This is a genomic window from Delftia sp. HK171 (assembly GCF_001886655.1).
Lineage (GTDB): Bacteria > Pseudomonadota > Gammaproteobacteria > Burkholderiales > Burkholderiaceae_C > Comamonas > Comamonas acidovorans.
Genome location: NZ_CP018101.1, coordinates 2026792 through 2037852 on the forward strand (window position 1 = coordinate 2026792; position 11061 = coordinate 2037852).

At 67.8% G+C, this 11061-nt stretch carries 10 protein-coding genes and 1 tRNA gene; 6 read left to right on the forward strand and 5 right to left on the reverse strand.

Annotated features, from left to right (window positions below; translation table 11 throughout):
• The first annotated feature begins 57 nt into the window (after positions 1 to 57).
• From BO996_RS09205 to BO996_RS09225, 5 genes are all read left to right on the forward strand, one after another.
• Positions 58 to 264, forward strand: coding sequence for a DUF3311 domain-containing protein (locus BO996_RS09205; RefSeq protein WP_034390877.1), 207 nt, complete (start codon positions 58 to 60; stop codon positions 262 to 264).
• A gap of 13 nt (positions 265 to 277) precedes the next feature.
• Positions 278 to 1660, forward strand: coding sequence for a sodium:solute symporter family protein (locus BO996_RS09210; protein ID WP_013803838.1), 1383 nt, complete (start codon positions 278 to 280; stop codon positions 1658 to 1660).
• 13 nt (positions 1661 to 1673) lie between these two features.
• Entirely contained in the window at positions 1674 to 3338 is a 1665-nt protein-coding gene (locus BO996_RS09215) for an amidohydrolase (RefSeq protein ID WP_071954559.1), read from the forward strand.
• Positions 3335 to 4345 (forward strand): CobW family GTP-binding protein, encoded by a 1011-nt coding sequence (locus BO996_RS09220; protein ID WP_071954560.1) that lies wholly within the window; start codon positions 3335 to 3337, stop codon positions 4343 to 4345. Before BO996_RS09215 ends, BO996_RS09220 begins: the two co-directional genes overlap by 4 nt.
• Before the next feature lie 76 nt (positions 4346 to 4421).
• Positions 4422 to 4498: transfer RNA gene (locus tag BO996_RS09225), tRNA-Gln, on the forward strand.
• A 46-nt stretch (positions 4499 to 4544) separates the two neighbouring features.
• Here the strand turns inward: BO996_RS09225 and BO996_RS09230 are convergent.
• On the reverse strand, positions 4545 to 5531 hold the full coding sequence (locus BO996_RS09230) for an NAD-dependent epimerase/dehydratase family protein (protein ID WP_071954561.1): 987 nt from the start codon (positions 5529 to 5531) through the stop codon (positions 4545 to 4547).
• Positions 5532 to 5632: 101 nt separating this feature from the next.
• Here BO996_RS09230 and BO996_RS09235 point away from each other — a divergent pair, with 101 nt between their 5' ends.
• Positions 5633 to 6526 carry a LysR family transcriptional regulator gene (locus BO996_RS09235; RefSeq protein WP_071954562.1) on the forward strand — a complete coding sequence of 298 codons (894 nt, stop codon included), beginning with the start codon at positions 5633 to 5635 and terminating at the stop codon, positions 6524 to 6526.
• A 19-nt stretch (positions 6527 to 6545) separates the two neighbouring features.
• On the opposite strand, the gene BO996_RS09240 is transcribed toward BO996_RS09235, so the two are convergent.
• The 4 genes from BO996_RS09240 to xsc all read right to left on the reverse strand — a co-directional run bounded on the left by BO996_RS09240 (position 6546) and on the right by xsc (position 11050).
• Positions 6546 to 6755, reverse strand: coding sequence for a hypothetical protein (locus BO996_RS09240; RefSeq protein ID WP_232240490.1), 210 nt, complete (start codon positions 6753 to 6755; stop codon positions 6546 to 6548).
• A 242-nt stretch (positions 6756 to 6997) separates the two neighbouring features.
• Positions 6998 to 8044, reverse strand: coding sequence for a YeiH family protein (locus BO996_RS09245; protein ID WP_013803832.1), 1047 nt, complete (start codon positions 8042 to 8044; stop codon positions 6998 to 7000).
• Positions 8041 to 9015 carry a bifunctional enoyl-CoA hydratase/phosphate acetyltransferase gene (locus tag BO996_RS09250; protein WP_071954564.1) on the reverse strand — a complete coding sequence of 325 codons (975 nt, stop codon included), beginning with the start codon at positions 9013 to 9015 and terminating at the stop codon, positions 8041 to 8043. Before BO996_RS09250 ends, BO996_RS09245 begins: the two co-directional genes overlap by 4 nt.
• A gap of 223 nt (positions 9016 to 9238) precedes the next feature.
• Positions 9239 to 11050, reverse strand: coding sequence for a sulfoacetaldehyde acetyltransferase (gene xsc / locus BO996_RS09255; RefSeq protein WP_065346922.1), 1812 nt, complete (start codon positions 11048 to 11050; stop codon positions 9239 to 9241).
• Positions 11051 to 11061 lie beyond the last annotated feature (11 nt).

The following is an 11061-nucleotide window of genomic DNA, read 5'->3' on the forward strand; positions in this document are numbered from 1 at the left end:
CGTCCTATAGAGCGGCCACAACCGCCAACTCTTTCATCGGAGCAAAGGAGACAAATCATGCTCAAGCTGTTCATCGGCATAGGCATCCCGTACATCGCGGTGATCGGCCTGCTTCCCTGGGTCGCGTCCGTCGATCGCTTCGTGTTCGGCGTGCCCTTCATCTACCTGTGGATCTTCATGTGGTTCGTGCTGACGTCGCTGTGCATGCTCGTGTGCTGGCTGATGTTCGACCGCCACGAAGCCGACGACGTGCAGTCGGCCTGAACGGAGCACCGCCATGACCACCGCAGTCTTTCTGGGCTTCATCGCACTGTCCCTGTACCTGGCCATCCGTTCCCGCACCGGCAAGGGTGCGCAAAGCGTGCATGACTTCTTCGTCGCCTCGCGCCAGTTCGGCGCCTACCTGGTGTTCTTCCTCGCCGCCGGCGAGATCTACAGCATCGGCACCATGGTCGGCTTTCCGGGCGGCATCTACGCCAAGGGGCCGACCTATGGCGTCTGGTTCCTGGGCTACATCCTGCTGGCCTATCCGCTGGGCTACTTCCTCGGCCCCATGATCTGGAAGGCCGGCCTGCGCCACAACGCCATCACGCTGCCGGACCTGTTCAAGGGCCACTTCGGCAGCCGCGCGCTGGAGCTGATCGTGGCCGGCTCGGCCATCCTGTTCCTGCTGCCCTGGGGCCAGCTGCAGTTCACGGGGCTGGTGGCGGCGCTCAAGGGGCTGGGCTGGAACTTCCAGCCGCTGCACCTGCTGCTGATCTCGGCGGGCCTGGCCTTCACCTACATCGCCATCTCGGGCGTGCGTGCCTCGGCCTATATCGCCATCCTGAAGGACATCCTCATGGTGGTGGCCATCATCGCCACGGGCGTGGCCGTGGGCTGGCATGCCGGGGTGGGCGATGTGTTCGCCGCCGCCAGTGCCAAGGTCAGCAACCACATGACCGATACGCAGCTGCGCTTTTCCATGAGCACCATGCTGTTCCAGGCGCTGGGCTTTTACATGATGCCGTTCGCCGTGCAGAACTTCTTCACGGCCAAGAGTTCGCACACCATCCGCCGCACGCAGATCGCCATGCCGCTGTACATGCTGATGTACCCGTTCCTGGTGCTGGCCTCGTACTACGCCATCAGCCAGAACCTGGAACTGGCATCGCCCAACGAGGCTTTCTTCGCCGCTGCCGTGCGCCTGCTGCCCGACTGGCTGCTGGGCCTGGTCGCCGCAGGCGCCGCGCTGTCGGGCCTGCTGGTGCTGGCGGGCATCTGCCTGGCCATCGGCCCCATCGTGGCGCGCAACCTGCTGCCCGGCCTGCCCGAGGCCAAGCAAAAGCAGGGCGCCAAGGTGGTGATCGTCATCTACCTGCTGCTGTCCATCGTGATGACGCTGCTCACGCCCAACCTGATGCTGACCCTGATCAACACCACCTACTACGGCGTGACGCAGTTCTTCCCGGGAATGATGGCCATCCTGTTTGGCTGGCGCATCCGGCCCCTGGCCATTGCCCTGGGCATCGTCTGCGGGCAGGCGCTGGCCATCGTGCTGTACCTGCAGCAACCGGACTTCGGCGGCATCAACCTGGGCTTCATCAGCCTGGCGCTGAATCTGCTGGTCACGGCCATCGTCCACTGCCTGCCGCGTGCGGCGCACGTCAAGACCGCCTGAGGGAAACATCCCCATGAACCACGAAACCAGCGAGCGCGTGCGCATCTTCGCGGCGCGCACCATCCTCACCATGAACCCGGCCCAGCCACAGGCCACCCATGTGGCCGTGCGGGGCAGCACGGTGCTGGCGGTGGGCGGGGAGGCCGACATGGCCGCCTGGCCCGATGCCGAGCGCATCGACCACCTGCGCGGCAAGGTGCTCATGCCCGGCCTGATCGAGGCCCACAGCCACCTGATGGAAGGCGCCATGTGGGATGCGGTCTACCTGGGCTACTTTGACCGCCGCGATCCCGACGGGCGGCTGTGGCCCGGCCTGCGCACGCTGGACGCCGTGCTGGCCCGCCTGGCCGAGGCCGAGCGTGCCCTGCCCGACGCGCAGGCCACGCTGCTGGCCTGGGGGTTCGATCCCATCCTCTTTGGCAGCAGCCGGCTGTCGGTGCGCGAGCTGGACCGTGTCTCGCGCACGCGGCCTATCGTCATCCTGCACGCCAGCGTGCACCTGATGAATGTGAACTCGGCCATGCTGGCGCTGGCCGGCATCGACGAGGACACCGATATCGACGGCATCCACAAGGACGCCGAGGGCCAGCCCACGGGCGAGCTGCAGGAGTTCGCCGCCATGTATCCGGTACAGAAGGTGATCGGCAGCGCGCTGTCGCTGGCCGCTGCCGAGCAGCGCGAGGCGATCTGGAAGTTCGGCCGCGTGGCCCAGCTCGCGGGCGTGACCACGGCCACCGACCTGGTCAGCGATCTCTCGCCCCAGGGCCTGGCCGCGCTGCGCGAGGTGACGGGTGACGCGGCCTATCCGCTGCGCATCGTCCCGGCCTTTGCGCCGCAGCGCAACCCGGAAGGCGGCGCCGCGCGCGTGCACGCCGCTGCCGCATCGTCGGCCAGCGACAAGCTGCAGTTCGGCCCCGTCAAGTTCATTGTGGACGGCTCCATCCAGGGCTTCACCGCGCGCCTGCGCGCTCCCGGCTACGCGGGCGGGCAGCCCAACGGCCTGTGGCTGATTCCGCCGTCGCAGCTGCCCGCGCTGTTCGAGCCCTTCCACCTGGCCGGGCTGCAACTGCACATTCACACCAACGGAGACGAGGCCACCGAGGTGGTGCTGGATGTGATCGAGGACCTGCTGGCCAGGCACCCGCGCGCCGACCATCGCCACACCCTGCAGCACTGCCAGCTGGCCAGCAGCGCCCAGCTGCAGCGCGCCGCGCGCTTGGGAATGTGCGTCAACTTCTTCTCCAACCACCTCTATTACTGGGGCGATGCGCACGCCGGGCAGACCGTGGGCATCGAGTGGGCGTCGCGCATGAATGCGGCGGGCACGGCACGGCGCCTGGGCATGGACTTTTCCATGCACTCCGATGCGCCCATCACCCCCATCAACCCCTTGTTCACCGCCTGGTGCGCCGTGCAGCGCGAAACCGCTTCAGGCCGCGTGCTGGGCGAGGCCGAGCGCCTGTCGGTGGACGATGCCTTGCATGCCATCACCATGGGCGCGGCCCGTACCCTCAAGCTGGAGCAGCGCGTGGGCAGCATCGAGCCCGGCAAGCTGGCGGACTTCGCCGTGCTGGAAGACGATCCCCGCGCGGTGGCGCCAGCGACGCTCAAGGATGTGAAGGTCTGGGGCACCGTGCTGGGCGGCCGCATCTTCCCCGCGCCCGGGTCCCTGCCATGAGCACGCCGGCCGCCGCGGCGCAGCGGGCGCCCATTCCCATGGTCGTCGTGGGCGGCTATCTGGGCGCGGGCAAGACCACCTTGCTCAACCGGCTGCTGGAGCGCGCCGATGGCCTGCGCGTGGCCGTGCTGGTCAACGACTTCGGAGAGATCAACATCGACGCCGCCCTGATCCGCACACGCAGCAGCGACGTGCTGCAGCTGGAAAACGGCTGCATCTGCTGCTCCATCGGCGGGCGGCTGGCCGAGGCCCTGGCCGCCGTGGGCGTGCGGCCCGACCGCCCGGACCTGCTGGTCATCGAGGCCAGCGGCGTCTCCGACCCCGTGCGCATCGCCCATGTCGGCATGCTCGACCCCGCACTGCAGCTCAACGCCATCCTGGTGGCGGTGGATGTCCAGGACGTCGATGAGCAACTGTGCGACCCGCTGGTCGGCGACATGGTCCGCCGCCAGATCGCCGGCGCGACGGCGCTGGTGCTGACCAAGGCCGACCTGGCCGGCGCGCCGATGATCGGCAAGGCAAGGCAGCGCCTGGCCGAGATCGCCCCGCACACCATGGTGCTGACCACACAGGGCGGCGAGATCCCCCTGGCCGTCTTCCTGGACGCTGTGCCCCTGCCACGCCAACCGCAGCACCCGCAGCGCCTGCTGGGTGCGCTTGCGGGTGAAGGTGGCGCCTGGAAGAGGGCCGTGGATGGCACGGCAGGTCTTGCCGGGATGGCAGGAATCACCAGTTTCTCGTACACCACGCACCGGCAATTCGACAAGCAGCGCCTCAGGCAGGCACTGCGCACCCTGCCGGTGCCGCTGCTGCGGGCCAAGGGCATCGTGCGGCTGCGGGGGCAGCAGCCTTTGCAAGAAATCCATGTGGTGGGAGGCCGGCTGCGCGTGGCGGATCTGGGCGCGGCGCAGGTGGCCGGGTCCGCCTTTGTCTTCATTGGCTGCTTCACGGCGGCGGGGCAGCAGGCGATTCGTGGCCAGCTGGATGCCGCGTTGGCGCCGGAATGATTGAAGAACGTTTTGGACCAAATTTTCTGAATTTTGGATTTCGGCCCAAAAAAACGTATTAGAATTTACGTCTTCTAGGGGAGTCGCCAAGTTGGTAAAGGCACCGGATTTTGATTCCGGCATGCGAGGGTTCGAGTCCTTCCTCCCCTGCCAGATAGACAAAAGCCCTGACAGTTCTGCTGTCAGGGCTTTTTTGTTTTCAGGCCGTGGCCTGCTGCGGGCTGGAGTTCACAGCTGAGCCCGAGCCCGCCCTGGCGGCATCCAGCGTGGCGCGTATGCCCTGGGCGTAGGGGGTCTTGGCGATGGGGCCCAGCAGGGCGTGCAGTGCCGAGTCGTCCATGATCAGCGGATCGGTCAGCAGGTAGTGCATCTCGGCCAGTTCGCGCATCAAGGGGCTGAACAGGCCGGCCAGGCGCAGCGCGGTCTTGCCCGCGATGCGCAGTTTCAACGGCCTGCCGCTCAGGCGTTCGATCTCCGAGACGATGTCGCGCTGCGTGATCACCCCCGCGCCAGCCAGGTGCCAGACCCTGCCGAATGCCTGCGGCGTGTCGATGAGGCGCGCCACGACGGGGCCCACATCAGGCACATAGACAAACTCGTGCGGACGGTCCAGCGGGCCGATCATGTCGGCCCGGCCGCCGTGGGCCGCCGCCTCGAAGGCGCCGTGCAGCAGGCTGTTGTGCACTCCGGGGCCGTAGAAGTCGGGCAGGCGCAGCACGGTGGCCTCGATGCGGCCCTGTGCATGGGCTTGCAGCAGCAGGTCCTCCTGGGCTTTGCGCATGCGGCCCTTGAAGGTATGGGGCTCGCGCGGATGGTCTTCCGCCACGGGAAGGGTGCGGGCCTTTCCGTAGGGATAGACGGTGCCGATCAGCACGATGCGGCGCACGCCTGCGGCAATGGCGCCTTCCAGCGTCTTGCGCATCAGTTCGGGATGCAATTGAAACTGCCAGTAGTTCACGCCTACCAGGTAGACCAGGGTGTCGACGCCGTGGGCGGCCGCCTCGATGGAGCCGGCGACATCCGGGTTCCAGGTGGCGATCTCGGCCAGGGGATCGGCGCCGAAGGTCTGGCGCAGGCTGGCTGCGTTGCGGCCGACCACGCGATAGGCGCGGCCCTGTTGTCTGAGCGCGGCGGCCAGGCTCTGGCCGATGGCGCCTGCGGCGCCGAAAAGTGCAATGGATGGCATGGTGCGTGTCCTGTGGTGACCACGCCAGTGTCCGCAACACGCTGCAAAAGGAAAATTGCCTAGAATCTTCTGGTGTCCATGCATAAATGAATGGATCAGTGATGTCGGAACCCCATTGGGAGTGGTATCGCAGCTTTTTGCAGGTGCTGGAGTCCGGGTCGCTGTCAGCGGCGGGCCGGGCCATGGGCTTGGCACAGCCAACCGTGGGCCGGCACATTGACGGGCTGGAGTCGGCGCTGGGCCTGCAACTGTTCACCCGTTCGTCCGATGGCTTCGCGCCCACCGAGGCGGCCTATGAATTGCAGCCCTATGCGGCCAGCATGGCCGCAACGGCTGCCGCGCTGCGCCGCGTGGCGGCCAGCCATGGCGCGGGCGTGCGCGGCACGGTGCGCCTGACGGCCAGCGAGGTCGTGGGCGTGGAGCTGCTGCCGCCCGTGCTGGCGCAATTGCGCGCGGCCCATCCTGAACTGCGCATCGAGCTGGTGCTGTCCAACGCGGTCGATGACCTGCTGCGCCGCGAGGCCGATGTGGCCGTGCGCATGTTCCGGCCGCAGCAGGAGGCGCTGGTGGCCCGCCATATCGGCGCCATCGAACTGGGGCTGCATGCCCATGAGAGCTATCTGGCCAGGCATGGCGTGCCGGCTTCGCTGCAGGAGCTGGCCGGGCATTCGCTGATCGGCTTTGACCATGAGAACGCCTTCATCCGCAGGTTTCAGCAGCAGTTTCCGATGTTCACGCGCGAGGCCATGGCGCTGAGCTCGGACAGCGACCTGGCGCAGCTGGGCGCCATCCGCGCTGGCTTTGGCATCGGCATCTGCCAGTCAGCGCTGGCGGCCAGGGACGCGGGCCTGGTACGGGTGCTGCCGCAGGCATTCTCATGGAAGCTCGATACCTGGGTGGCCATGCATGAGGACCTGCGCAAGAGCGAGCGCTGCGCCGTGGTCTTCAAGGCGGTCGCGCAGGCGCTGACGGCCTATGCCAGCAGCGGCGCCTGACGACCCGGACGCCTGTGTTTCATTGGGCGTGCAGCAGGCAGCAGCGCGCGAGATGGCGCAGCATGGATTTCCTGCGCTGGGATGCAACAAACGCCTGGCAGTTGTGGGCGATGTAGCCCGCCATGACCCCGGTCAGGCCGGCGATGGCCCACAGCGGGATGGGCACCAGGGAGTCCAGCAGCACGGCGCAGCCGGCCAGCAGCAGCAGGCACGGAAGCAGCCGCAGCAAGGCAGCTTGCAGGGGTTGTTGCCTGCGCAGGAGGGCGAGGACCTGGATGGCAGTGCGTCTGCGGAATCTGCCGGCTTGCTTGCGAAGAACGTTCACGGCTCGTGTTGGGCGTTGATGTGCGTCAAAAAATTGTGTGCAAATGTATCACCTCAATGCGCGAACATCAAATGCGCCGGTTCCATGAGAAATGAAAAGGGCCCGCGCATGGCGGGCCCTGGAAAACTGCCGTGTTGCGCCTGCGTTCACCGCATCTCGAACTCGATGGCGATCAGTACGAAGGCCGCCATCCACAGCGTCTCCACCACCAGCAGTGCAAAAGGCCGCCAGCCGGCCTGGGCCAGTTGCTGGAACGAGGTCTTCAGGCCCAGGGCCGCAATGGCCAGCACCAGGCAGTTGCGCGACAGGTCGCTCAACTGGTGCTGCAGGCCCGGCGGCACCCAGCCCAGCGAGTTGATGGCCACCAGCGCGACGAACACCCACAGGAACCAGGGCACCAGGCCCGGCTTCTTGCCGTGGTGCTGCTCGGCCGCAGCCTCGCGCTGGCGCTTGAACAGGGCCGAGACCATGACCACCACCACGGCCAGCATGGACACGCGGAACAGCTTGACGATGGTGGCGTAGTCCCCCGTGGCCTGGTCGATGGTGTAGCCCGCGCCCACCACCTGGGCCACATCGTGGATGGTGCCGCCGATGAACAGGCCCGCCAGCTCGGGCGGCAGATGCAGGGCGCGCGCCACCAGCGGGTACAGCACCATGGCGGCCGTGGACAGCACGGTGACCGTGACCACCACGGTCAGCGTGAAGCGGTCGCTGTCCTTGTCACGCGGCAGCACCGAGGAGATGGCCAGCGCCGCCGAGGCGCCGCAGATGGCCACCGCGCCGCCCGACAGCACGCCCTGCGGCCGCGTCAGGCCCAGGCGCCGGCCCAGCAGCGTGCCGCACAGCAGCGTGGTGACCACGGCGGCGATAACGATCAGCGCCGTGGTCCAGCCCAGGCCCGCGATCTGCGTGGCCGTGATGCGCGCACCCAGCAGCCCCACGCCCAGGCGCAGCACGCCGCGTGCGCAGAACTCGATGCCCGGCTTGGCGCGCGCGTCCTGGCTCAGGAAGTGAAAGGCCACGCCGAAGAACAGCGCGAACAGCAGTTGCGGCCCGCCGTGCAGCGTGGAGACGAAGGTGGCTGCCAGCGCAATCACGCCCGACAGGCCTGTGCCGGGCAGGAGCTTCAGCCATTGCAGCATGCGCGGCACGGGCGGCTGTGCTGCCAACGGGGCTTGAACCTGGCTCATGGCTGCTCCTTGCCGCCCGCCGCATCGGCCAGCACGGCCAGCGCGCAGGACGCGATGCGGCTGGCCACCGAGTCCGAACGGCTGGTCAGCACGATGGGCACGCGCATGCCCAGCACCAGGCCCGCGCACTCGGCATCGGCCATGTAGACCAGCTGCTTGTAGATCATGTTGCCGGCCTCCAGGCTGGGCACCAGCAGCACGTCGGGCTGGCCTGCCACATCGGAGACGATGCCCTTGTGATGCGCCGAGCGCAGCGAGATGGCGTTGTCGTAGGCCAGCGGCCCGTCGAGGATGGCGCCGCTGATCTGCCCCCGGTCGGCCATCTTGCACAGCGCGGCCGCGTCGATGGTGCCGGGAATGGCGGGGTTGACCGTCTCCACCGCCGAGAGCACGGCCACGCGGGGCCGCGCAATGCCGATGGCACGGGCCAGGTCGATGGCGTTCTGCGCAATGTCGCGCTTGTCCATCAGCGTGGGGAAGATGTTGACCACGCAATCGGTCATCAGCAGCGGGCGCTCGAAGCCCGGCAGGTCCATCACGAACACATGGCTGGCGCGGCGGCTGCCGCGCAGGCCGGCCTCGCGCGCCACGGCAGCGCCCAGCAACTCGTCGCTGTGCAGGCTGCCCTTCATCAGCGCGCGGGCCTGGCCGCTGCCGCACAGCGCCGCCGCCTGGGCCGCCGCCGCGCGCGGATCGTCGGCTGTGGAGTGGATGCAGGCGCCCGCCAGATCCAGCCCGGCTGCCTGGGCCGCCGCCCGGATGCGTGTCTCGGGGCCCACCAGCAGCGGCGTGATCAGGCCCGCCTGCGCGGCCTGCATGGCGGCCTGCAGCGAGCCCGCATCACAGGGATAGGCCACGGCCACCGGAATGGGGCCTTGCGCCTTGGCTTGGTCGAGCAAGTGCTGGAGATGGGGGCGGTGCGTGGCGGGCGCATCATCGGCGGCCACGGCGAGTGAAAGTGGGGGGACCATGAAAGCTCCTGCGGGAAAGTACAGGGCCCGGCGCGAGCAACGCAGGGAATCTGGGAATCGGCTTTCGAGGGCCTTGCGCTTCACCCAGGCGCATGAAACCGGCGCGGCCCATCCCAGGGACACCGAGGAAGGGCCGCCCCGCACCGAGGGTGTCGTCCCCCTCCCCCGCGCAGCGGGTAGAGAGGGGGAAGGCGCGCAGCGCCTCAGGGGGTGTCAGACAGCTTCAGACGAAATCTTTGTACTTTTCGAGGAAGCGCACGGGCTTGGCCAGCGCATCGCGGCGGAACGGGTCGCCCAGTTCGCGCGTGCACATCACCTCGATCACGCAGGTCTTGCCGTGGTTCATCTGCAGGTCGATGGCCTTTTGCAGCGCCGGGCCCACGTCCTCGATCTGGTCGACCACGATGCTCTCGGCGCCCATGGCGCTGGCAATCGCCGCGAAGCTTTCGCTTTCCAGCTCGCCGGCCACGAAGCGGCGGTTGTAGAAGTCCACCTGGTTCTTCTTTTCCGCGCCCCACTGGCGGTTGTGGAAGACCACGGCCGTGACGGGAATGTCATGGCGCACGGCGGTCATGATCTCCACCATGCTCATGCCCCAGGCGCCGTCGCCGGCGTAGGCGATGGCCGGCCGGTCGGGCGCCGCGCACTTGGCTCCGATGATGGTGGGCAGGGCATAGCCGCAGTTGCCGAAGCTCATGGGCGCGAAGAAGCTGCGCGGCTCGTCGAAGCGCAGGTAGCTGTTGGCCACGGAGTTGATGTTGCCGATGTCGGTGGAGACCATCACGCGCGGCGGCATGGCCTTTTCCAGCTCGCGCAGCACCTGGCGCGGGTGCAGGTACTGGCCGCCCGTGGGCGTGCGCTCGCCCTTGGCCTCTTCGATCATGTCCAGGCTGTAGGGGTCGCGCTCATGCGTCCACTCGTCCAGCTCCTTCTCCCAGGCCGCCTTCTCGGTGGCGATGGTGTCGGCGCGCGCGGCCTTGGTGGCGTCGCAGGCCAGGGTCTGGCCCTGCAGGCGGCGGCCCAGCTCGCGTGCCACGGCCTTGGCGTCGCCGTGGATGCCGACCGAGATCTTCTTGACCAGGCCCAGGTTGGTGTGGTCGGCCTCGACCTGGATGATCTTGGCGTTCTTGGGCCAGTAGTCCATGCCGTGCTGGGGCAGGGTGCCGAAGGGGCCCATGCGCGAGCCCAGCGCGATCACCACGTCGGCCTGGGCGATGAGCTTCATCGCGGCCTTGGAGCCCTGGTAGCCGAGCGGGCCGGCCCACAGCGGGTGCTTGGCGGGGAAGGCGTCATTGCGCAGATAGCCCGTGACCACGGGTGCGCCCAGGCGCTCGGCCAGCTGCCTGCATTCCTCGACCGCATCGCCCATGACCACGCCGCCGCCGGCCAGGATCACGGGGAACTTGGCCGTGGCCAGCAGTTCCGTGGCGGCCTGCAGGCTGTTTTCGCCGCCCGAGCCGCGCTCCACGCGCATGGGCTTGGGGATTTCGCACTGCACTTCGCCGTAGAAATAGTCGCGCGGAATGTTCAGCTGTGTGGGGCCCATCTCGGAGATGGCGCGGTCAAAGCAGCGGGCCGTGAACTCGGCCATGCGCTTGGGGTTGCAGACATGGCCCTGGTACTTGGTGAACTCCTGGAACATGGGCAGCTGGTTGGCTTCCTGGAAGCCCCCCAGGCCCATGCCCATGGTGCCGGTCTCGGGCGTGATCATGACCACGGGGCTGTGGGCCCAGTAGGCGGCGGCGATGGCGGTCACGCAGTTGCTGATGCCGGGGCCGTTCTGGCCGATCACCACGCCGTGGCGGCCCGAGACGCGCGCATAGCCGTCGGCCATGTGGGCCGCGCCCTGCTCGTGCACCACGGGGATCAGGCGGATGCCGGCGGGCGCGAAGATGTCCATGGCATCCATGAAGGCCGAGCCCATGATGCCGAACATCTCCGTGACGCCGTTGGCAACGCAGGTCTCCACAAAGGCTTCGGAAGGGGTCATCTTCTGGACGCCTTCGACCACCGTACGATTGTTGGCTGCAGTCATGTTGTCTCCTT